Here is a 24,333-nt window from a genome sequence, read left to right on the forward strand (position 1 = left end):
CCGGGTTCATGCCCTCAAGGCTGCCTAAGTAAATAAAGTGTCTAACTTTTGGGGTTCACTTCAGTTTAATGTCCTCTTTTTTTCTCTTCCATTAACAACTTTAATCCTTATCTGAACCTTTTAAAAAAAAGATAAATTGCTTTCCAACCCTTGGGTTGAAAAGAATTTATCTTAAAAATGGTATTTGGGGATGAAAAAAACATTTGGGTTTACAAAATGAAACTATTGATTGAACCTTCCGCGTTGGCGAAGTAATTCACGATTCAGGTTCGAATCCTTTTCAAATGCAGCGCGGCCGTGAAGCCAGAATATGTTGTTGACAACAACTAAATCTCCAACAGGAAGTTCAAGTTCAAGTACACTTTCATCACTTTCTAATGAATTGGATAAATCGCGCAAGTATTTGGCTTGTTCGATTGATTCAGGATAAACAAATTGATCGATAAAACATACACCAGGTTTGTTATTATGATTGAAGAAGGTCAATCTTTCAATTTCCTGGTCAACGTTCTTACTTTTTGGAGCTTTATACGTAAATTTGTGGCTGGATAATGGGTGATTCAGATACATATCAAGCTCTTTCCAATCGTCTAAATGCAATAAACGTGATTCGCCACCGCGTGCATTTTGTTCGATCATCTTCATCATTAGTAACCAGTCCGTTGGTTCATCTACAAAGGTGCCATCCGTATGAAGTGTAAATAAACGATAAGCCTGACGTAAATATGAATCACTGCTATCCGTGTCTTGAACACTGAAGCGGGCATAATATTTACCTGACATGGAATCATGGTTTGGAGTTCCCAGCAAGTATGAAATGGCCGTTGCAAAAATGACATATTCATCTGTATTCTCCGTGACACCCTCCAAGCCAAGGGTGAAGCCGCCGGATTCCCGATCATGAACGATGTTACGAAGCAATTCACCAAAGTCTTCCCCTACTTGATCCAAAAGATATGAAGCAATGATGAGTCGTGCATATGGCGTATATTCCAGATGTTGAACAGACTGATTATCCTTGGATACCGTTTCTAAAAAAGCAGCAATCGCCTCTTTTGAAATTTCAATATGATATAAACGGCTGGATTGAGGGTGAACTTTCACCTCGTATTTTTCTGTTTTCCTCTCAAACTTCGCTCTCTTTTTTTCTGCAATGTTCATGAATGATTCCTCCTGTTATTTGTAATATAGGTGACAAAGTTAACAGGAAATATAAAAAGCCAGTCGCACATGATCCCCAAATAAAATGGGAATCCAACTGTACAACTGGCTTATATTCACTTCACTGCTCTATGCAAATAGAGTCACAGCGAATATGCAGTTTATGTATGATTTATTTTTCCTGTTTCCAATCATTAAGATCTTTACACGATTCTGAAAAGGTATTTTCCAAAAGGTGTTAATGTCATAATATTGGCTTAATTACATTAAAACGTTTTTCCGTAAAAATGTCAACACTTTTAACATATTATTCTGATATATTATATTACTAACTTGGTAGTTTCGTTTTTTCTCCTGCTTTAATTTGCTGAAAATGGAGATCCAGGTCCTTTAATGCAGCAATCAATGCATTAGCCGCTTTCCCCCGATAATAAGAAGTAATCGATTCTATCGCGTCATCAACACCATCATTTAAACTGATCCCTTTTAATAAACGCCCAATGAATTCCCGGCCATGCTCTGTTGCCAATGTACAGGAAGCTTCCAGGACAACCCCATATTTAGTATCGACTTCTGCAGTGATCGTCAATGTTTCAAAGACACTTTTCGCTGCCATCCCTTGAGGTAAACGTGCATGACCTGCAATGAAAATAGTTTTACCATTGAACATGAGGCTTCTTCCTCTCTCTTTAACGAATTTTAATTTGTCATTGCAGCTTCCAATAAGTGTGATTGTTCCGGAATGCGGTTAACAACCTCTTTTCCAATTTCAATTGATGCTGTTGCTGCAGGCGACGGTGCATTACAAACATGAATGGTCCGTTTTCCCATTATAATATGAAAATCATCCACCATATTACCATCATCCTGTAATGCCTGTGCCCGGACTCCAGCAGGTGCAGGGATTAAATCATCTTCTTGAATTTCCGGAATTAATTCCTGCAGGCTTTTCGTAAATTGCTTTTTACTAAAAGAACGGACATATTCATCCATCCCTTCCTTCATGAATTTACTAGCCAGCTTCCAAAAACCTTTATAGCTTAAAACTTCAGTTAAATCTTTCGCATTGAAATCGGTTTTCTTATAACCTTCCCGTTTGAAACTAAGTACAGCATTTGGACCGGCATCCACTTCCCCGCTAATCATCCGCGTAAAATGAACTCCCAGAAATGGGAATTTCGGATTAGGTACCGGATAAATTAAATGATTGACTAGGAAGCGCTTTTCAGGCTTCAATTTAAAATACTCACCGCGAAACGGGACAATTTTCATATCAGTTTTATACCCCGCTGCTGCTGCGATACGGTCACTGTGCAATCCTGCGCAATTAATGACGACCCTTGCCTTTATTGTACCGTTGCTCGTGTCGATGTTGACTTCATCTAAATCCTCGTCAATCTTCTCCACCTTTGTATTCAGCTTGATTTCACCGCCGTTGCCTCGGATGATATCCGCCATCTTTTCACTTACCTGACGATAATTGACGATGCCAGCTTGCGGGACGCGAATCGCTCCAAGTCCATTAACATGCGGTTCAATTTCCTTTAACTCTTCCACTCCGATTCTTTGGATAGCTAGCTCATTTTGTAAACCGCGTGAAAATAAATCATCTAGAAGGGGCAACTCTTCTGGTTTTGTTGCAACAATGACCTTGCCGCAAATATCATGATCAATTCCATGCATCCTGCAGAATTCCGTCATTGATTTGCTTCCTTGACGGGCAAACCGTGCTTTGAAACTGCCTGGTTTATAATAAATTCCTGAATGGATTACGCCGCTGTTATGCCCCGTTTGATGATCTGCAACAACAGCCTCTTTTTCAATGACTACCACTTTAGCATTAGGAAACCGCTGATAAAGGGCCATTCCCGTCGATAAACCTACAATTCCCCCGCCAACAATTGCGAAATCATACACAATTAACACTCCTTTTATTGATGATTTTTAGTATTCAGCAACTCCATATACGTAATTAAATTGTTCTTAGTCCGTAAGATGTGAAATTCTACTGCTGCCCTTAGTTCTGCAGGATCCCCTCTTAGTGCCGCCTCATATATCATCCGGTGTTCCCGTTGCGTTTCTGGGTAATAATCAATCAGCAAATTCGGCGCAATGGGTGAGATCCCCAACGTTTCTACCATTTTTTGAACTCTTGGCCATGGGCACCCTTTTCGGAGGGTTTCATGAAAAGCCGCATTCAAAAGGATATAATGTTCATTCGTTTCATCAGATAACTGAATCCCTTCCATTTCAATCAAAATTCCCTTTAATTTTTCTTTATCCTCCTTTGTTAAAAAAGGAAGCGACTTTTCTACAGCAAGGCCTTCAAGCAAAGACCTGGTATGATAAATTTCTTCAATATCATCCCGGGTAATCGGTGTGACGATTGCTCCTTTATGAGGAACCATTTCCACCAACCCCTCCATTTGAAGTTGTGTAAGGGCTTCACGAATGGGCATTCTGCTTACTTCCAGGCGATCTGCCCACTCCTCTTGGATGAGTCGCTCCCCCTTTTTCAACGTCCCATTCAAAATCGCCTTCCTAAGACTTTTCGTTACATTTTTTACGATTGTAGATTTATCTCTTTTAGAATTAGCATTATCCAATCCAGCGTCCACCTTTCGATATTGGATACAATTAAAACTATATCAACTTAATAAAGCGATTACAATACAGAAAATTAAAAAAATTGTATCCAATTAAAAAAACACTGGATACATTCCTAGGTAAACATCTACTTCTCTCATATAAAGATAATTTATGGCATTCATTTATATGTAGCTATACACTAGTGATTTAAAATAATCATCTTATATTGTTCAGTTCAGTATAGAGAAGTTTTTTTTGGATGAAATTCCATTTAAATCAAGTCTTTTTGTATCAAGATACATTAATATCTTATCTGCAGGCTCCAACCGTGTTAAAATCAAACAAATATAGTTATGAAATACAAAATATGAAATTGGTAAAAGTCATTAGAATAAAGGGGAAAATTGCATGGCAGAATTAATCGATTGGAAAAATAATGCTCACGGGCATAAATTCATAGCATCTTTTAGCGGAGGAAAGGATAGTGTCTTAGCCTTATATAAAGCATTGAAGCTTGGAGAAGCTGTAGGGCTGATTGTCATGCTGGAGGAGGAAGGAAAACGTTCCAGATCCCATGGAATGCCTCCGGAACTCATAAAAGCCCAAGCTGAATCAATAGGTTTGCCTGTATATACTGCGGCTGCCAGTTGGACTGATTATGAAAAGGTATTTATGCGCCTTTTAGAAGATGCAAAGAATCTAGGAGCAGAAGTGTTGGTAACTGGAGACCTGGATATGCCTGCCCATGGCTGTTGGCATGATAAGGTTACGAAGAATGCCGGATTGAAGCTTGGAATGCCTTTATGGGAAATGAACCATCGTGAAGCTGTCGAAGAGTTCATGAATCTAGGATTCGTTACGATGATTGTAACCGTTAATTTATCATTGGGGATGCGAGAGGATGATTTAGGACGAACGTTAACCCATGAATACGTGAAGGAACTTGAAGCTCGAGGCATTGACCCCTGCGGAGAAGGTGGAGAGTTTCATACTACAGTAATAGATGGGCCTATTTTTAAACAGCCTATTCCAGTTCGTACATGTGAGATTATTAAGGACGGGGAGTATGCTTTTTTACCTTTGGAGCTAGATCATATAATGAATAAGAGTACCTTATAACCGAACTTATTACCAATATTCCTGGCAACCACTCCATACTGCACCCCAATTATGTGATGTTCTTTAACGATTGAGGTGCAGTTTATCTGATGAGTCCATTAACAGTAGGATAATATCATTTTAGTTAACATAATAATATTATAGTTACTTCATTTTGCAGCAACCATTCATTACTGATAACTTTCTGATTTATTATTTGTTAAACCGGAGAACAACAGATTTTTAAAAGAAAAAATATTTCTAATATACTATATTGATAAGAAATTGAGCGATTCTTTATAAAAATCAGTAGAGGTGATATCAAAGAAAAGACTATATATATTCTAGTCTTTTTTGAAAAGTCATTCGGTTGATTTAAAACATTTGCCCGACCAAAACTCTTATTTTTTTAAAATCCTCAGTGAAGGTGATTTTCCTAGTAAAAGGAGCGTTTCCCCTTCCGAAAGCCCTTTCTCTCCGCACCAATGATGCCGGTTTTATCTATCCATTAAGAAATATAACGAAATAATGTTTCTCTATAATAACGCTCTTCTAAAGGACTGTGTTATCCATATAAAAAGAATGAAAAATACAGGAGTTGTCTTTGTCCCGTTCAGTTAATAATAGAAATCCATTAATGTTTCGTCCATTAAATCCTGTGTGAGTCCTATGTAAATCATCGTATCTTTTGGATTGGAATGATTAAGGATTTGTTGCAGTAAAGCGATATCCTTGAATTTTTGGTAATGCAAATAGCCGAAGGTTTTTCGGAGGGTATGTGTACCGACATCCGGAATGTCTGCCATTTCAGCCGCTTTGTTCAGAACCCGATAGGCCTGCACCCTAGTGATTGGACCATTACCTTTTCGACTTGGAAATAAATACTGTTCATTTTTCAGGTTCGATTTCCGGACATACTTCCTAACTTCCTTACGAAGTTGAGGATTGACAAGAAACCGCTTAATTTTATCTGTTTTTTGCTCCACGATGACTATATGCGTACCCTCAAGGATGTCTTTCACTCGCAATTGTAAAAGGTCGCCTATACGTAACCCTATGTTTATCCCGATCGAAAACATCATATAATCCCTGTAGCTGCAATATTTTAATAGTGATTTTTTCATCTTTTCTATGTGATCCAACCTGCGTATCGGCTGGACATTTTTAATTCTTTGAGAGGTTGCTTGCATGAACGGCTCATTCCCCTTTCTCCTTCTTTCATTGTACGTGAACAGCTTAAAAAAAGGCAAGTTTTATAAATTTTGATACGCTTATAAACCTTGATTTAACGGGATTTCGAATGTATCAATAGAGATCCTTTGTTACATTCGGAATATTCTTATAAAATCGTCCCAAAAAGAGCTAATAATCTACTACCCTCCTTTCACCGTCTTATAGCTTCATAGAGCGCTTTTAATCGGTTCTTGACTTATGACTCCAAAGAATTAAAACAATAGCTTTAAAAGCCAAATATGGAGCTCGTTTTTTGGGGTTTTTATTATATTTTGTCTATAAAATATTAAAAAATAACTATTTTTCTAATTTCCAACATAGTCTGCTTTCGATATTAAAAAAGCCGCCGATTTCACCTTGCTATAGAATATTCGGCTTTGATTACAATATATTCTGTAAAAATAAATGAACCTTGGAGAGGGGGCAGTCAAAGGAATATGAAAGCTGCTCAAACAGACAACAGAACAACTATCGTATTCCCAATTATAAAAAAGGAGCCTTTTCCCCCTGCTAACCAGATTGTTAATGAAGAAGTTTTGCAATAACTTTTATGACTTTTTAACCCCTCGCTCTTTCTAAACAATTTTTCATTGATAACGGAATTCGAATACAGGAATAGCACCTATTTATTAACGATAATAATGTTATGTAAACAATTGATATTTGATAAAGAGAATTCAATTTACTTCCCTTTGTCAAATATCCCCCAATCCATTAATGAATATAAAAACTGGCATCATCAATGATTTCTATGTCTTTGTGACTTTTCAGCTCATCCATCAACTGGAAAAGCGCTCCATCTTTTTGTTTTGCTTCAATCATGCAATCGAGATGTGGTAAGCTTCCCTTTATTTGTTGCAAAAATTCCATGAACATAGCAGTATCCACAAAGTCAGCATGTGCTCGAAATTCTTTATCGGACCTTGGACTTGAAATATGCATTTTAGGAGGTAGTTCGGAATTACTCCAGGTATTCAATATTCGGTCCCAATGATCTTTCCAATCTTCACTTGGTAAATGATGTGCGAGGTGATGGTGATAATCAAAAACCATCGGTATTCCCAATTTCTCACATAAGTAAAGGGTTTCCGACAAAGTAAAGGTAGTATCATCATTTTCAAGAATGACCATTCTTTGAATCGATTCCGGAATCAAACCCCAATTATGGATAAACTGCTCTAATGCCTGTACATGCTCGCCATACCCCCCGCCAACATGCAAGACACAGCGGTGTTCAGGATCCACTCCCATTTTTTTTAATAAAGTATAATGCATCCTTAATGTTTTTAAGGATGTTTTCAGAATCTCGATATTTGAACTATTCAAGATGACAAAATGATCTGGGTGAAAATCTATCCTTATTTTTGGGTGATTATTTATGAATGTTTTTAATTTAGCCAGTTCTTCTGAAATGGGATCTATGTAATCCCATTCTGGAATTTCCGGATGATTGGCTAAAGGGATAAGTTTTGAAGAAAGCCTAAAGAACTGAATATTATTGGCTTCGTTATGAATCAATAAACGCCAGCAATTATGAAGATTGGATATTGAAAGGCGTTCGAGCTTCCTTATCGCTGCATCTCTGTCCTTAATCTTCGAAAACTGAGCAAAAGTCATCGTTTGGGATGGTGAACAGTTTGGCACATGATTACTCATGGCTACATAACCAAGGCGGATTAATGTCAAGGTGATAGCTCCTTTACGGTTGAATGTTTAATGGAAGTATTCCCCTTTTTGACCAATAATATATATGTGAAAAATCCACCGCTCCAAGAAATTAAAAAAATGGCCTTTTTCCGAAAGAATATCGGGCCAAAGCCATTTTTCCAAGTTATCTTTTCAGTCTAGAATTTCATACTTTTTTTCACTTACACTTCAGGGGTAGGAGTTGGTTTAGCATACCCACTTTTATATTTTTCATCGACTTTATTCCGGATCTCTTTGACGCTCATGCCGTCATTCAAGTCCAATATGGATTGCGCAGCAATTTCCAAGCAAACTCCGCATCTTGTCCCGTGGTCATCCCAAACCACTTCACCATTTTTTTTATTCTCATGGATAAAACAATCATAATTATTTTTATGGTTAGCTGACTCTCCGCAACCGCAGTAACAAGGTATTTTTTCTAGTAAATCTTTATTTTGAGCAACAGCTAAATAGATTGTCTTCATATCCTCTGGTTTTTCGGCTAAGAAATCCGGTGCTATTTCCTTACTGCTGGTCTCCTCCTGAAGATCTCCGGATACCGTATGCTCTGAATGGCCTTCATGTCCGCTTTCTTTTTGTACAACACTTTCCTCTTCACTTGAACAACCTGAAAACATTATCGAAAAACAGATTCCCATAGTGACCGTCATTAATTTCAGCTTCATTTTTACACTCCTTGACCATTTTTATACTCCCATTTTATGGCACGCAAGCTGTTTCTACAAGTATAAGTTTCCTTATTATAAGAAATAAAATGGACAAGTATACTATTAATGACTTTCCGGTACGACTTCGTGCATATTTATAGAGTATAAATCACACTTTAAGAAGAAAGAACGAGGTGATCTTGTCGTGAGAATGCTGCCATCATTGTTAATTTTGTTTGGCACATATTTACTTATTATGCTCCTTGATAAATTACAGGGCTTGAGTTTATTGCACTCTTTCTATAGTATCAAACAATATTTGATAGTAGCTCGTGGAGAAGATTACTTTCTGCTCTTGTTATTTACTATAATTTTTATATATTTGATCATATTCTCGGCTTTTAAAAACCGGCAGCCTCCATCTTCATGATACTGCCGGTTTTAATTTTTGTTTTATATATGCGGTAAGCAATAAAAGAATGGGAATTCCAATGAGCAAAGGTAGATGCAAAAGGTAAGGGACGACTTTTAACCCTTCATTTATATGTGCCTGATAACTAGGAGCAATCATAATCGAAGAGATGAAAATAACACCGCCAACAAGATAAATGAACATAAGAGAAGGTTTCATTTGAAATAAGTCCGCTGCGCCAATAATGGCACAAAAGAAGAAAATCGAAATTTTAATGAAGCCTAAAATGATCATTAAAACAAGAATAAAGGTATCCAGTCTTTCAATAAAATCAGCAATATTAATATAACTCACGGCTGTAAGAGCTGGGAAATTAGACCTTAAAACCGCCTCGGGACCTAATACAGACAAGAGAATGATCGAATTAAGAGTTAATGAAACCCCACCTATAATTATCGCAAAAAGGCCCACTTTAACGGCAGAACTCTTTTTATTCAAATACGGAAGGATCATCGTAAACGTAATCAATTCTCCAAAAGGTACAGTGATACCTGTAGGAATCAACTCTTTCCATACCAATCCCCATCCGTTGCCCAATACAGGCTGAAGATTCTCCAATCTTGTATATCCTCCCAATACAAACATAATGTTCAGAATCAAAAGGCTTATGATAATAATGGCAAAGCATAAGCATGCAACACGTGCAAATGCTTCCACCCCTAGGTGAACTCCATATATTAAAACAAGTATCATGCATATCCCCAGCGTAATTATGGAAGTACGCCTATAAGTAGAGCTAATTAATAATTCTTCAAAATCTCGTAACACTCTTGAAGCCAGATAAATAAAATAGATGATATAACAAAAACTGAATGCACCACCGATATATTTACCCCAAATTTTTCGGAGATAGCCGGTCATCGGTAAGTCAGGATATTTTTTAAATAATGAAGTATACACGAAATACAGTAAACACCCAAAAAGAGTTGATAAGAGATTCACAATCCAGACGTCCTGCTTGGCGCTTTTTCCTATATCAAGCAGTAAATTACTACCAAACATAAAAATGACCATCATGCAAAATAACTGAAATCCATCAATTTTTATTTTAGGCAATGCCTCCTTCACCTCCTCATTCAATTATTTCGACTCATAAGGTTCCATTCGCAATCCGGAATTGATAATGTCTACATGAACTTTCAATGATACCTGCGCATCTGAATATAGGTTATCCCAATTTTTTTTGTTTTGGCGCCAATAAACGGGATTTGTTCGAGACAGGGCATCACCAAATCCAAAAATATCTGACTTTTCTTTTTGAGTGATGCTAATTGTCCTTTTAATTTGCTTTTTTAATACATTTTCCATTTTTTTTTCGAATTTTTTCAACACTCTGGGATCGCTTAAATTAATCTCACATGATGTTTCCAACAGTTCTCCCATCACGTTGATATCAGTATGTATGACAGGTTTTTCATGATGGATTGCGGTTAACATTTTACTTTTTACACCGATTGTGTTGATTGTCACATTGCCTCTTTCACAAGGTAACACAACGGGGGTATTTTTCACTTTCGATGTAACGAATTGAGCGGCTCGGGCCGTTTCTCCATCCAACCATCTCACCAATTTTCCTTTTCTGAAAATAGCTAATCCCTTAACCTTAATAGTAGTCGGGTTCGTCGTCTCTAAATTTTCTGTTTGCTTTGCCTTCTGGGAATCATTGCTTATACTGATTCCCGGAAGTGATGCATCTTTACCTTCACTCAAAAGTGAAGAAATGATTTCATAAGCTAACACCTCACTAGATGATCCATACAACTTTTGATTATTTTGTGTTGTACTGATAATATTTTTACCTGGAGTAGTTTCAAGTGGTTCAATTACCCCAAGTACATCCTTAGCAGTCTTCCCTCGCGCAATAAAGATCGGGATACTTCCTCGTGAATATTTACCTCTATCGAGACCATCAAAGATTAAATCAAGATTATTTCGAGCTAACTTCTCACCAATAATAATAAGCGAGAGATGTGTTGTGTTATTTTCCCTCGGAATAACTGAAGCTGATTTTCCAAGAGTTTCCAAAATTGTTTTTCCTGTTATCGTATAGTTGATGACAGCGAGGCTTTGACCTCCTGATGTGCTGGTTTGGGATAGGCCGCTAGGACTTATGACTTGATATGTTACTCGGTAAGGTTGTTTTGGATCGTCATTTTGGTCAACTCCCATCGCTATTATGACACCTAGCTCGTTTAATTCCCTGTAATTAGAACAACCTGAAATCAGTAAGCAAATGGCTGCCATCCATACTAGTGAAATATTCATTTTCATTTTTCTTCCCCCGTAATTAGCCAGTTTTATTTTCTTGATGATTTTTTCAATAGTGATGGTAGCGGGAAACGAAAAAAAACATCTCTTTGCTCCTTTAAACGAAATGGAGCAAATGGGGCAAAATAGGGTACACCAAAAGACCTCAGGCTGCTCATATGAAGCCAGATACATAGAGTGAAAAGCAATATGCCATATAAGCCGATGAATGCTGAAATAAAAATCAACATAAATCGAATTCCACGAGTCACATTGACTAGACTGGTATTTGGCAGTGTAAAACTGCTGATTGCAGATATGGCTACAATGATGACCACTGCGGCTCCCACAAATCCCGCTTCAACAGCTGCCTGACCTAAAATGAGTGCTCCTACTATGGATACAGCCGGCCCGATCGCTCTTGGCATCCGAATTCCTGCCTCACGTAAAATCTCAAAGGCCATTTCCATAACCAGTATTTCGACAATCGCTGGAAAAGGGACATTTTCCCTTTGGCCCATTAGACTGACGAGTAAAGTTGTTGGGATAAGCCCTTGGTGATGAGTAATCAGGGCCAAATAGATAGCGGATGCATACATCGAAAGAAAAAAGGCTCCGAATCTTAACATCCTTAAAAAAGAACTGATATATTGATTTTGATAATAGTCCTCCGGAGATTGAAAAAACTGAGAAAAAATCGCCGGGACGATTAAAACAAAAGGAGTTCCTTGGATAATGATGGCGACTCGGCCTTCCAACAAATTCCCAACTACCGCATCAGGACGTTCCGTATTCAAAAGAAGGGGGAAAATCGTCGCTGAATCATCCCGGATCAATTCCTCAATGTAATTCGATTCAAGAACCCCATCAATATCTATGCCCTTTACTCGTTCTTTGACTTCCTCCACAATACTCTCATCCGCGATTCCCTGAATGTACATGATTCCAATATCCGTTTGTGTGACACTTCCGACTTTCAAGCTTTCTAAGCGTACATCAGGATTTTGAACCCGAGCTCGAATTAAAGACGTATTGGTTCTTAAATTTTCAGTAAAACTATCTTTTGGTCCTCTAATGACCGTTTGGCTTGTCGGCTCGGTTATGGCACGGGATGGCTGACTTTTCGTACTGGCGATGAATGCTTTTGTACTGCCATTCAATAATACAACCGTATCTCCTGTCAAAACCGCTGATAGGAATTCCTGCCAACTTTCTTTAACGGTTACTTGAGATACCGTTAAAATATGGCTTGCCCGTTCCTCCATCTCTGTCAATGTTTGATTATTTTCTTTAAACCACTGTATTAATGGATCCACGATGCTTTCATTAATGATGTTACCATCAGCCAATCCGTCAAGGTGGATTACAGCTGCCTGTACCGATTTATCGTGTGGTGATTCAATCATTCGAACGGACAAATCTGAACTATGCCCGAGCTCGTTCATTAATCTCTTTACATTTTCACTCACCTCACATAATAAGGTGCCATCGGTTGTAGGTTTTTCTTTAGCTCTTTTAAAAGAACGTCCTATTCTCACTTTTCCGCCCCTTACTAATTAAGTGTGTGTGTGTGTGTGTTCGTTTCCCTAATGATTGCTTTTATTATTTGTATCTCATATAAATATATGTAATAAAAGGATGTCGAGAAAAATTTTGATAGCAGGTTCAATGAAAAAAGCCGATGTTTCCTTATAAGGAAACATCGGCTTTTTTATTCTGGTGGTAATTTTCACCATCACTCAAGTCAAAGTCAATTTCGCAGACGATTCTACGTCCGTTTCAATAGGATAAACGAGCAATGCACTTTATTTCCTACTTTTAGATAAGGTTAGCGGAATGGTTACGAGTGAAACTCCTGCTGCAATCCAAAACCAGCTGTTCTTTCGTTTTTTATCGCTTCCGCTTTTACTGGGAATACTTGATCCGTATGATTTTCTGGAGGTGGGCCGTTCTATTTCCGCTGTTTCATTCGTTTTATGCAAATGCTGATTCTCCGGTAATTGGGTCGTTCTTTCTAAATCGCTTGTATCTCCTCCCATTCCTTTAATGAAGGTCATCAGGAAGGTCATGGCTTGTTTGACTTCTTGGTCATTCAAGGAACGCAGTAACGCTAAATAGCTTGGCTTTTCTGGCGTTTTATCAGCTTCAGCTACACGGGCAATCCCTGAGTTGATTTTCAGGATTAGCGGTTCAAGCTGCTGAACATTAAGTGTTCCTAATGTGCCAAGTATGAGAAGCAGATTTTTCAGCGTATTTGCCGTTTCTGGGGTGTCCGCTGTATTGACAAGAATGTTCAGCACTTTATCCCCTTCCTTCAACAAGCTGTTAACCATCAATAATATCCCACGATCCTGCATGCCCTTCATGACTTCAAACGTTTCTTTAATCACTTCTTTATTTTCCAATAGGGTACGCTCGATATCCTCTAATTCGATCCTTCTTCTTTCTTCATCACTAATGCTGATTCGATTGATCACTTTTGTCGCTTTAGCCACGGTTCCTCTCCTCCTTTTTGATCTTCAAGAGGTCACCAGGGAATATATAATCTTCGCGGGCCCATTTTTTTTGTACTTGTACACCCATTTGCGGTTGAGGATTCCCATTACGATGGTTGATGCTCGGCAATGGATTGTCTCCTTTGACCCTAAGAACTTCCATTTTTGCTTGAACTTCCTTATAGGCGGGAGTATCAGTATCTTTATCTGAATGGCTGCTTGTCAATTGGTTGATGGCCCCGTCACCTGAATCATTCATCGGAAGATAAACTTCTTTACCTTTTACACGATCCGTAATTAGACATTCCACTTTTGCATGTCCATACGGTGAAGTGAGCCGAACAAGGGTGCCATCCTCAAGCCCTCTATCTTTTGCCAATTCCCGGGATACTTCAAGGAAGACTTTTGGCGTTTTGGAACTGATGCCTTTTGATTTATATGTCATGTTTCCTTCATGGAAATGTTCCAATAAGCGGCCATTATTCACATGGATATCAAACTCATCCCCAAAGTCAATCGGTTTGGTCCATTCGACTGGAAATAACCTCGCTTTTCCATCGGGAAACGGAAAAGCTTCCGTGAATAACAATGGAGTATCTTTACCATCTGATGCAACTGGCCATTGAAGACTTTTATAACCTTCCAAGCGTTCGTAATTTACTCCAGCATATAATGGTGATAGTTTAGCTGCTTCATCCATGATGTCACTTGGATGCCCATAATTCCAGTCCGCTCCTAACGAATTCGCCACATTCATTATGATTTGCCAATCAGGCTTTGAGTCGCCAAGAGGTTCAAAGACTTGATACAGACGTTGTATACGGCGTTCGGTATTCGTGAAAGTACCTTCTTTTTCAAAGCTTGGGCTTGCTGGAAGGACAACATCGGCGAATTCAGCCGTTCTTGATAAGAAGATATCTTGTACCACAAAGAAGTCCAGTTTTTCAAATGCTTCATGGACATGATTGATATTCGAATCGACCAGCCCCATATCTTCACCTTTTAAGTACATGGCTTTAATGGTACCTGAATGAATCCCTTCGACCATTTCATGATTATTAAGGCCAGGGTTTTCGGGTATTTTTGCACCCCAGATGTTTTCATATTTCGCACGTACCTTTTCGTCCGTTACTTTTTCATAACCTGGCAAGCGATCCGGCATACTGCCAAAATCACTGGCTCCTTGTACATTATTATGTCCGCGTAAAGGGTAAGTGCCTGTTCCAGGTTTACCATAGTTGCCCGTTATGAGCAATAAATTGGAAATTGCAGTACTCGTATCACTTCCTCCGCCATGCTGGGTAACGCCCATTGCCCAAAGTGCTGCAACGCTTCCCGCTTCATGAATGGCTTTTGCCAACGTAATTAAATCTTCCTTAGATACGCCTGTTACTTTTTCTGCATATTCCATTGTGTAGGGTTCTAAAGTCTTGATATATTCCTCCATCCCATTTACACGATTTTTAATGAAGTCTCTATCTGTCCAACCTTTATCGACGATATATTTAGTGACGGCCGAAAGCCATATCATATCCGATCCCGGAGCAGGCTGGATGAAGAGGTCGGACCGGTCAGCCATTTCATGCTTTCTGATGTCTGCGACTATCAGCTTCTGTTTCCCCAGTTTATGGGAACGTTTAATTCTTGTAGCCAACACGGGATGTGATTCGGATGTATTGGAGCCAATGATCAATACAAGTTCGGACTTTTCGATATCCTTTATGCCCCCTGTATCTCCACCATATCCAACCGTCCTGAATAGTCCCAAAGTAGCCGGTGTCTGACAATACCTGGAACAGTTATCCACATTATTGGTGCCGATGATTCCCCTAGCCAGCTTTTGCATTAAATAGGACTCTTCATTGGTGCATTTGGAAGACGTTATGAAGGCCATCGAATCAGGACCGTAAGAATCCTTGATGTCGGTGAATTTAAAGGAAATCAATTCAAGGGCTTCTTCCCATTCAGCCTCTCTGAACGCATCCCCTTCTCTAATTAAAGGTTTTGTTAGTCTTTCTTCACTATTCACGAAATCCCATCCGAATTTCCCTTTAACGCAAGTTGAAATTCCATTTGCAGGTGCCTCCACTTGCGGTTCGATCTTAAGGATTTTACGGTCTTTGGTCCAAACGTCAAAGCTGCATCCTACACCACAGTATGTACAAACCGTTTTCGTCTTCTTGATCCTTGCATCCCTCATGGCGGATTCCATATCTGAAATCGCTAAAATCGAGCCATAACCCGTTTCAACATTTTTCGTAATTTCTATCATAGGTCGAAGAGTTTGTTTAGCGATGCCAGTTAAAAATCCAGCTTCACCCTCCATTCCTTTTTCCATCATTGCATTACACGGACAAACGGTGGAACAGTGCCCACATGACACACATGAAGATTCATTGATCGGAACATTGTCATCCCAAATGACACGCGGACGTTTTGCTTCCCAATCAATAGTCAATGTTTCAGTGACCTGTACATCTTGACAAGCTTCAACACAACGGCCGCAAAGGATGCATTGATCCGGGTCATATCGATAGAATGGATTCGTCCGATCTACTTCATAGGGTTTTTGATCAAAAGGAACACTTTGATGATTTACCTTCATTTCCTTTACGGTATTGTGTATTTCACAAGTGCCATTATTATAATCGCAAACCGTACAATAAAGCTCATGGTTATATAATATCCTGTCCATCGCCATGACCTGTGCTTCTTTTACCTCTGGTCCAACTGTATCGATTACATCCCCATCTTTGATCTTGGTGGAACAAGATCTAACTAGTTCTCCATTAACGCTCACTAAACATGTATCACATGTTTCGATAGGACCTAGGCTAGGGTGGTAACAAACATTCGGGACTTCAATGGAGCTATCCGTCAGCATTTGTAATATTGTTTGATTACCTTCCAGACTGGTCTCAGCACCATTGATTTTTATATGCACTTTCTCTGGCAAAATAATCGCTCCCCTCTTAAAAAACGATAAAATTCATCATTTGGTATTTTCTACCCTCGCACAAATTTTCTCAAACTTGTGAAAGTGAATAATGGAAGTCTTCATTTGACCAATTTCATATTAGAAAATAAACTAAAGCCGAAGTGAGACATAGTATTCACTCACTTCGACTTTAGCATCATTGATTAGAGTTTGCTTTCAATACAAACGAACTTAAAGGGGCAACGGTTATCTGACTCCCTTTAATCCTACCGATTTCTTCCAGGCCCGCATGCTGACCATCCACTAAAACGGACCAATTACCTTCGTGCGGAAGAGTGACGGTTATCGCGTCCCAATTTGCATTATGAATCACTGCCATTTTATAATCTTGATGTTGTAAGGTGAATGCAACCGCATTTGGCGGGGCATCAATGAATTGTAATTGCTCCTCAATTTCTTCGGGTGTGCTTAACCTAAAAACAGAATGATTTTTCCTGAGAGAAATCAGCCCTTTCATATACTCCACTTCCCGATCTAACTCCGCTCTCCTTTTCCAATCCAACCTGTTAATCCAATCAGAAGATTGATAGCTATTTTCATCTCCATCCTTCGTGCGCATGAACTCTTGTCCAGCATGTATCATTGGAATCCCCTGTGACAGTAAGACAATTGCCGAAGCTAACTTATGCATCTGTTTCCGTTTTTCTTCCGTAGCATCTGGATTAGTGATGAGCAGCTTATCCCATAAAGTATAATTATCATGTGCTTCAACATAATTGATCACTTGATCTGGTCGTTGATATGTTGCGATATCTTCATCATATTTCAAACCACCAGCGATGCCTTTTTTTATAATATCTTCCATTCCTGGTTTGCCATTGACGAATCCCTTATCATGTTCATTCATGACAAACCCTTTTAAACCATCACGGATCGCATCATTAAAGTGAGCGATTCCAGGCATTTTAAAAGCATTCTTTTGATTTGCTTTCAGCTCTTGGGCCAAGGGGGTATCCATATCCCAGCCTTCGCCTAAAACAATGAGGGTCGGATCAATTTCTGCCAGTGCCTTTTTCACTACATTCATCGTTTCCACATCGTGAATACCCATTAAATCGAAACGGAAACCATCAAGGTTAAATTCCTTTGCCCAATAGGTTACGGATTCTACGATGAATTTCCGCATCATTTTACGTTCGGAAGCAGTATCATTTCCTACACCAGTTCCATTAGATAAGGTGCCGTCGGCGTTATAGCGGAAAAAGTAAGTGGGAACGAGTTTATGGAAGTTTGAGTCCGCCACAGAATAAACGTGATTATATACAACATCCATGATCACTCGTAACCCGTGGTCATGTAAACCTTGAATCATTTCCTTTAACTCCCGGATCCTGACTTTTGGTTGATACGGATCAGACGAATAAGAGCCTTCGGGAGCATTATAATTCTGTGGATCATATCCCCAGTTATATTGTGGTTCATTCAATTTCTTTTCATTGACTGTAGCAAAATCAAATATCGGGATAAACTGAACATGGGTAACACCTAGATCTTTAATATGATCAAGACCTGTTTTCACTCCTTCTGGACCTTTGGTTCCGGCTTCAACTACTCCTAAGAATTTACCTTTATGGTGGATTCCGCTTTCAGGATGAATCGATAAATCCCGTGTATGCAATTCATAAATGACTATGTCCTCAGCTTTTTCAAGAGGTGGTTTATCCCGTGTCCACCTTTTTGGGTTCGTATCTGTTAAATCTATCACGACCCCTTTATCACCATTAACAGTAACTGCGCGAACATAGGGATCGACGGCTTCACTCCAGGTTTCTCCCACTTTCACTTTATATGTATAAATCAATCCATCCTGATTTCCGTTCAGCTCAATGATCCAGGTCCCCTTTTCGGAACGAACCATTTGAATTTCCATTCCATCTGTATCATCCCAATGTTTATAAGTAACTAGCCTGGCTTCAGATGCAAGTGGTGCCCATAACCGGAATGCCGTTTTATCTTTAAGATAGGAATTTCCTAAATCTTTGCCTTCATAGAAATATAAATCATCCAATTCTGACGGGTTTACCGGATTAATATTAGCAATCGGCAGGGATTCCAACTGATTTTCCGGTTTATTATCCATAGGTTTTTGATTATTTTTATTTTCCTCTTCAAAATAAGAAAGTGAATCTTTAATAGGTCATTCCTCCATTGAAATTCCCATTTTAGAACAGGAATTATTCATTTTTATAATCATGAGCGAATCTTCCATAATGTTATGATTCCACAGGCATTACACATAAAAACATCCGATCTGCAAATTATGGCGAAAATTCAGAAATCTATATTTAATAATCGAAAGCAGCAGGTCATTTTGCTGGACCTTACTTATCGTTTAATGAAAAGTGAATCCAAAAAAAGAAAAAAATGCCTCCATAACAGTTTTACGGTCTTGGAGGCATTTCTAGTACTCTTTATGGTGTTTTAATAATTTTCACTGAGTTATCTTCAACAATTGCAGTGAAGTTCTTAACTTCAGGCTGCTCAAAGATAAAGTCTGTGATACCATCTTCGAGCTGTTCTTGAAGAACACGGCGGAGCGGTCTCGCCCCGAAAGTTGGGTGATATCCGAGTTCAATTAGCCTTTGTTTCGCTTCAATGGTCACATCTAAAGATAAACCATTTACAGCAAGTGTTTCGTCTAACTCGTGAATCATGATATCAACAATTTGCAGAAGATCTTCTTTCTTCAATGCAGAGAATTCAATGATGCTATCGAACCGGTTCAAGAATTCCGGTTTGAAGAAGCTGCCTAAAGATTGCAGGATTGAAGCCTCTTCCACAGCTGAACTTGTACCGAATCCCATTACTTTTTGTTTCTCACCGACTCCTGCATTACTCGTCATGATGATCACGGTATCTTTAAAAGTAACGGTCCGGCCTTGACTGTCGGTTAAGCGGCCATCTTCCATGATTTGCAGGAACATATGCATGACATCCGGATGTGCCTTTTCGATTTCATCCAATAAGATGATACTGTAAGGCTTGCGGCGAACTTTTTCCGTCAATTGTCCAGCTTCCTCATGTCCTACATATCCAGGAGGAGAACCGATTAATTTAGAAACACTGTGTTTCTCCATGAATTCACTCATGTCAAGACGAATCATAGCGTCCTTGTCCCCGAATAATTCCTCAGCAAGAGTTTTCGCCAATTCGGTTTTACCGACTCCTGTCGGACCGACGAAAAGGAAAGAACCGGTAGGACGATTTTTGGATTTTAACCCGGCACGACTTCTTCGAACGGCCTTGGATACCTTTTTGACAGCCTCTTCCTGCCCAATTACTTTTTTCATCAGCTCCGCTTGGAGATGAACCATTCTTTCTTGCTCATCTTCTTGGAGCTTACCTACAGGAATGCCGGTCTTTTGTTCAATGATATTTTGAATGTCTTCAACGGTAACGGTTGGCTTAATTGCATCTTCCCCTGCTTGCAATGACTTTTCCAGTTTTTCTTCTTCATCACGAAGAACGGCAGCTTTTTCATATGCTTCTTCTTTTAAGGCCATTTCTTTTTCTTTATAAATTTGCACCAGTCGTTCTTTCATGTTTTCTACCTGGCCGTCTTCTATGGTCAAGTTCAATTTGGAACCAGCTTCATCCATTAAGTCTATTGCCTTGTCAGGGAGGAATCGGTCTTGAATGTAACGGTTTGAAAGTTCAACAGCCGCTTTTAGGGCTTCCTCACTATATGTTACACCATGATAAGATTCATAACTTTCTTTTAAACCGCGTAAGATGACCAATGCCTCAGCAGTTGTAGGTTCGTTAACCTGTACAGGCTGGAAACGTCTTTCAAGGGCACCGTCTTTTTCAATTTTCCTATATTCGGATAAAGTAGTTGCTCCGACAAGCTGAAGTTCGCCGCGTGCAAGTGCAGGCTTCAAGATATTTCCTGCATCCATTGATCCTTCGGCCGAACCTGCTCCCACAAGTTGATGAATTTCATCGATGAATAAAATGACATTTTTTCTTTCCTGTAATTCGCTGATCAATTGCTTCATTCTTTCTTCGAATTGCCCTCTAATTCCAGTATTGGAAACAAGGGACGCTACATCAAGCATATATACTAGCTTATTACGTAATTTAACTGGCACTGAACCTTCAACAATCGCTAAAGCAAGACCTTCAGCAATGGCTGTTTTACCGACACCAGGTTCACCGATTAAAACTGGATTATTTTTATTGCGTCTGTTTAGAACTTCAATGACGCGTTTGATTTCTTCATTTCGTCCGATAACCGGATCAATAAGTCCTGCTTTAGCAGCATCGGTCAAATTGCGGCCATACTCCTCAAGCAATCCTCCATCCTCGCCATGTTCAGCTGAATCCGGTTTTGGTACACCATTATAATTAAATGGATTGAATGAATTTGGAGATCCGTTAAATTGGAATTTCCCCATATCCATTCCGCCCATAGCAGCTCCAAGTTTGTTTCGTTCTTCTTTATAACAAGTGGAGCACAGTTTCACATCATGCTCCTGACCATTCATATTTAGGTGAACTTGAATATTAGCTTGGTTTACATGGCATTTTTCACAAAGCATGTAGTACTCCTCCTTTAAAAAATTAAATTGAAAATAAATCTTTGACCTTCTTTGACTTTCTGACTTTATTATACATTGACCTTCTTTGACTTTCAATAATTTTGTCTGGGAATTTTTTTGCAAAAAAACAGGAATTCCTTCGATTTGGTTTGCTTAGCATATTAAACTATCCATATCCAGTCAACTAAAAAGCTTTCATGAATGCTTCATACTACCGATTACCGAATTCAGGACTCACCATAACCTTAAACTATTAGCAAAACGCCAATTCTCTTGTCCATGTGCCTCATTCACTCTTATTTTTTAATACAAAAAAAAGACTTTATTAAGTCTCTTTAAGGTTAGTACAATTTTTAAACGTTGGATTTCCACTCCAGGTACTCGCTTTCCGCGGGCGGTTGGGGAGCCTCCTCGGCGTCTTCGCACCTGTGGGGTCTCCCCTTGACGCGCTTTTCCCGCAGGAGTCTCGCACCTTCCGTTCCAATGATCTTTGTTTTAATTTTAAGATAGAACACTTTTGCCTACAGTCTTTTTTTGTTTTTAAGTAGTATTAATACTTGAGGTGATATCGATAGTCCCCTCGTTGTTCAACCCATGCCATGCTTTCCTTTCCGCAAAGCTGCTTCAATTCCAATAAAAAATCAAAAAGGTTTCGGAATGAAACCTTCCGAAACCCTTTTGTCTACAATTTGAAAGAGACTTCATTAAGTCTCTTAGCTTTTTTATATTAAAATTGATTTTCTTCTATTATATACGTTTCGCACCGATATACTTTGGCTTCCAATAACTATTATTGGTTTTAGCGTATGACACTCCTTTTGATGATGACGAGTGTATGAATTCATTGTTTCCTATGTATATGGCCACATGTGTGGGTGTTTTCGCTTTATTTGGTGCAAAGAACATTAAGTCCCCTTTTTGCAGGCTTTTAACTTTCTTTCCTTTTTTATATATGTCAGCAGCAGTTCTTGGTAAATTCTTGCCAGCCTTTTGATAGGAATACTTCACTAAACCCGAACAATCAAAACCTGATGATGAAATGCCACCCATTTTATATTTTGTACCTAGTTCACTTTTAGCCACTTTAATCGCTTTTGTATGATATGAAGCAGCTTCCACTTGGTTTCCGGCAAAGGATGCGGTTACAAGCGTGATAGCCAATGACAATCCGACGACAATTTTCTTAAACAAATTAATTACCCCCTGATGTGATTTGCTAAACCTAATATACTAGAAAAGCTATATCACTCGCATCACAGGATCTTTACGAATATGTTACAATTAGTAGATTTAGGAAGAATGACCATATAAAACATAGAAATAAGTCGAATCAAGTGTCCATTCAATATATTGAAAAGCACCTTTAATAAAACTATCTTTTCTTCATAAAAAATCAGCGGTAAAAAACCACTGTCAAAATTCTTTTGAGAAAAATGGAAGAAATAGTTTTACCCCACGTTTATTAAAAGGTAAACATTTCAAATCTGCAATTAAATGACTTATGTATCCTAATGAACAAGTGGCGAAAATTCCGTCAATCCCCATAAAGGCTTCGAATTGAAAGGCAATGATGCCAAAGAAAGCGATACCGGCAATCGAATGGGTATAACTTCTATGTGGTGTAAAGGATGCCAAGATTATATAGACTCCCAACAGCCACAACCAGCTTTCCTGCAAAGATAAACCGCCTCCTAATACCGCTAATCCAGTCAAAGTCAGCATATGCCTTTGCCTAATGAAAGATGAAATAATGATGATTCCGATTCCTGCCCCTGCACCGATCCACTTTTCCGTTTCAGAGCCTTCCAAAAGACTATAAATGATCATTAAAATTCCAATCGTTTGTGCTATCGTTCGGATAAACTTATGTGAAAAGGTAATCCTATTACTCAACTTCCCATCAATATCCATATCGGGCATCAGCCCTGAAACTCCCCCGATGCCCACCAAAAATAAAGTGGTGGTTGGATCTGTTTGAAGTGTGTTTGCCGTCAAGAATCCAACTGTTGCCCCTATAGCCATGTGTGCTGTCCCGTTCACTGTCTCTCTCCTGTCCCTCTAAGAAGTAATCTGCTCAAGAAACGAATGTTTGTTCGAATCTCTGCATACCTAACTATACAACATTTTGGGGAAAATTTCTCTAGTTCTTATAAATAAAGCCATAGAAATCAGTGATTAGAGCAAATAAAATACCTTTTCGTACATTTAAAACACTTTTTATAAATGTCTATAATAGCTTTGTGTAGGTAATTTTCATTACTTTAAATCACGCAAAATATTTTTCAGTAAAATGAGGTTTTTCATGAAATTTTATCCAAAATATGAATATACTAATCTATAAGGGGAGTGATTCAGATAGCTTTTTTAAATGCCTTCAATAATTTTAAAAATGGGAAAAAGTCCAAGAAAATAAAGAACATGGATTTTCGGGAACAGAATGTAAATAAATCGTCGGAGCTCATTGGTAATAATGTAATTGTCCAAAATATAATTAACAATCATCTTTCCAAAAAAAATAACCACTTGTAGGGTGGTTTTTTTAATTATTAGGGGAAATGGTTTCATTCTTTTCCAACTTCTCACTTGCTTCGTAAATATAGTTATATTGTAAATAGTAATCGTATATGACGTTTTGCAGGATTATAAGCAGTGATTTATCGAATGTATCGAATTCAGTTTGATAACTATTTAAGACGGTGACGAATTTCCCGTCCATGTTTTCGAAATAATGGATAAGAAAGTTCTTGTAATATTCACTATCGCTATTGCTTTTATTCGTAATGCACGGATCGCCGGTTTGAATGGACTTATCAAGCATCGCTTTGATGGATTTAGGCAGCTTTGCTTTTTTGAACTGGTTCAGGGTATAGATATCATAGGTAAAGGAAAGACCTAATTGATCGGAATAAAAATCCACGGCACAGTCCAATGTATAGATTAAGGGTGTTTTAAAGTCTTTGCTGTTGGCAATTTCCTCTGATATCTCCAATTGAAATTCCTCGGATGTTAAATAGGCTGCAAATTTCATTTTTGAACTGCTCATGCTGAATACTTCATATACGGCTGCATCTTGTTTTTCAATTTCAATTTCGATATTAAAAAATTTAAAGTGTTTTAAACGGTAAAAAGCAATCGGGGCTAATAG

At 38.6% G+C, this 24,333-nt stretch carries 16 protein-coding genes and 2 pseudogenes; 1 reads left to right on the forward strand and 17 read right to left on the reverse strand.

Translation table 11 applies throughout. The features are described from left to right. Positions 1 to 222: 222 nt before the first annotated feature. From glaH to ADA55_RS08320, 4 genes are all read right to left on the reverse strand, one after another. A complete protein-coding gene (gene glaH / locus ADA55_RS08305; RefSeq protein ID WP_048681874.1) occupies positions 223 to 1,161 on the reverse strand; it encodes a glutarate dioxygenase GlaH in 939 nt (312 codons plus the stop codon). Between the two features lie 328 nt (positions 1,162 to 1,489). Further along, on the reverse strand, positions 1,490 to 1,831 hold the full coding sequence (locus ADA55_RS08310) for a DUF3870 domain-containing protein (RefSeq protein WP_048681877.1): 342 nt from the start codon (positions 1,829 to 1,831) through the stop codon (positions 1,490 to 1,492). A gap of 29 nt (positions 1,832 to 1,860) precedes the next feature. Then, a complete protein-coding gene (gene lhgO, locus ADA55_RS08315) occupies positions 1,861 to 3,078 on the reverse strand; it encodes an L-2-hydroxyglutarate oxidase (protein ID WP_048681881.1) in 1,218 nt (405 codons plus the stop codon). A 14-nt stretch (positions 3,079 to 3,092) separates the two neighbouring features. After that, on the reverse strand, positions 3,093 to 3,767 hold the full coding sequence (locus ADA55_RS08320; RefSeq protein ID WP_048681884.1) for a GntR family transcriptional regulator: 675 nt from the start codon (positions 3,765 to 3,767) through the stop codon (positions 3,093 to 3,095). A 391-nt stretch (positions 3,768 to 4,158) separates the two neighbouring features. Between ADA55_RS08320 and ADA55_RS08325 the strand changes: the two genes are divergently transcribed. Then, positions 4,159 to 4,869 carry a diphthine--ammonia ligase gene (locus ADA55_RS08325; RefSeq protein WP_048681887.1) on the forward strand — a complete coding sequence of 237 codons (711 nt, stop codon included), beginning with the start codon at positions 4,159 to 4,161 and terminating at the stop codon, positions 4,867 to 4,869. 596 nt (positions 4,870 to 5,465) lie between these two features. On the opposite strand, the gene ADA55_RS08330 is transcribed toward ADA55_RS08325, so the two are convergent. The 13 genes and pseudogenes from ADA55_RS08330 to ADA55_RS29830 all read right to left on the reverse strand — a co-directional run. Then, the gene (locus ADA55_RS08330; protein ID WP_194719377.1) at positions 5,466 to 6,038 is read right to left on the reverse strand and encodes a site-specific integrase; all 573 of its coding nucleotides are present in this window, start codon (positions 6,036 to 6,038) and stop codon (positions 5,466 to 5,468) included. 757 nt (positions 6,039 to 6,795) lie between these two features. After that, a complete protein-coding gene (gene uvsE / locus ADA55_RS08335) occupies positions 6,796 to 7,767 on the reverse strand; it encodes a UV DNA damage repair endonuclease UvsE (protein WP_048681890.1) in 972 nt (323 codons plus the stop codon). 182 nt (positions 7,768 to 7,949) lie between these two features. Then, entirely contained in the window at positions 7,950 to 8,453 is a 504-nt protein-coding gene (locus ADA55_RS08340) for a PCYCGC motif-containing (lipo)protein (protein WP_181151576.1), read from the reverse strand. A 406-nt stretch (positions 8,454 to 8,859) separates the two neighbouring features. After that, complete coding sequence (locus ADA55_RS08345) at positions 8,860 to 9,963, reverse strand: GerAB/ArcD/ProY family transporter (RefSeq protein ID WP_048681926.1); 1,104 nt, start codon at positions 9,961 to 9,963, stop codon at positions 8,860 to 8,862. A gap of 24 nt (positions 9,964 to 9,987) precedes the next feature. Then, the gene (locus tag ADA55_RS08350; RefSeq protein WP_048681893.1) at positions 9,988 to 11,178 is read right to left on the reverse strand and encodes a Ger(x)C family spore germination protein; all 1,191 of its coding nucleotides are present in this window, start codon (positions 11,176 to 11,178) and stop codon (positions 9,988 to 9,990) included. A 26-nt stretch (positions 11,179 to 11,204) separates the two neighbouring features. Beyond that, positions 11,205 to 12,692 (reverse strand): spore germination protein, encoded by a 1,488-nt coding sequence (locus tag ADA55_RS08355; RefSeq protein WP_048681897.1) that lies wholly within the window; start codon positions 12,690 to 12,692, stop codon positions 11,205 to 11,207. 435 nt (positions 12,693 to 13,127) lie between these two features. Then, positions 13,128 to 13,649: pseudogene (locus ADA55_RS08360) on the reverse strand (DUF1641 domain-containing protein); the annotation flags it as partial. Continuing rightward, positions 13,642 to 16,605: a formate dehydrogenase subunit alpha gene (gene fdhF / locus ADA55_RS08365; protein ID WP_048681901.1), complete on the reverse strand. Its 2,964-nt coding sequence runs from the start codon at positions 16,603 to 16,605 to the stop codon at positions 13,642 to 13,644. The pseudogene ADA55_RS08360 and the gene fdhF, both read right to left, overlap by 8 nt. 178 nt (positions 16,606 to 16,783) lie before the next feature. Beyond that, a pseudogene (gene pulA, locus ADA55_RS08370) lies at positions 16,784 to 18,670 on the reverse strand (type I pullulanase); the annotation flags it as partial. A 388-nt stretch (positions 18,671 to 19,058) separates the two neighbouring features. After that, complete coding sequence (locus tag ADA55_RS08375; protein WP_048681904.1) at positions 19,059 to 21,188, reverse strand: ATP-dependent Clp protease ATP-binding subunit; 2,130 nt, start codon at positions 21,186 to 21,188, stop codon at positions 19,059 to 19,061. Between the two features lie 747 nt (positions 21,189 to 21,935). Further along, complete coding sequence (locus ADA55_RS08380) at positions 21,936 to 22,379, reverse strand: C40 family peptidase (protein ID WP_053087379.1); 444 nt, start codon at positions 22,377 to 22,379, stop codon at positions 21,936 to 21,938. A 222-nt stretch (positions 22,380 to 22,601) separates the two neighbouring features. Continuing rightward, positions 22,602 to 23,228 carry a metal-dependent hydrolase gene (locus ADA55_RS08385; RefSeq protein ID WP_048681909.1) on the reverse strand — a complete coding sequence of 209 codons (627 nt, stop codon included), beginning with the start codon at positions 23,226 to 23,228 and terminating at the stop codon, positions 22,602 to 22,604. Between the two features lie 499 nt (positions 23,229 to 23,727). After that, on the reverse strand, positions 23,728 to 24,333 hold a 606-nt coding region (locus ADA55_RS29830; protein ID WP_048681913.1), incomplete at its 5' end, for a hypothetical protein.

The organism is Bacillus sp. 220_BSPC (assembly GCF_001054655.1).
GTDB classification, from domain to species: Bacteria; Bacillota; Bacilli; order Bacillales; family DSM-1321; genus Peribacillus; species Peribacillus frigoritolerans.

Coding starts and splice junctions, on each gene's coding strand:
- glaH (WP_048681874.1), bottom strand. CDS start 1,161: ATGAACATTGCAGAAAAAAAGAGAGCGAAGTTTGAGAGGAAAACAGAA.
- ADA55_RS08310 (WP_048681877.1), bottom strand. CDS start 1,831: ATGTTCAATGGTAAAACTATTTTCATTGCAGGTCATGCACGTTTACCT.
- ADA55_RS08325 (WP_048681887.1), top strand. CDS start 4,159: ATGGCAGAATTAATCGATTGGAAAAATAATGCTCACGGGCATAAATTC.
- ADA55_RS08330 (WP_194719377.1), bottom strand. CDS start 6,038: ATGCAAGCAACCTCTCAAAGAATTAAAAATGTCCAGCCGATACGCAGG.
- ADA55_RS08340 (WP_181151576.1), bottom strand. CDS start 8,453: ATGAAGCTGAAATTAATGACGGTCACTATGGGAATCTGTTTTTCGATA.
- ADA55_RS08350 (WP_048681893.1), bottom strand. CDS start 11,178: ATGAAAATGAATATTTCACTAGTATGGATGGCAGCCATTTGCTTACTG.
- ADA55_RS08375 (WP_048681904.1), bottom strand. CDS start 21,188: ATGCTTTGTGAAAAATGCCATGTAAACCAAGCTAATATTCAAGTTCAC.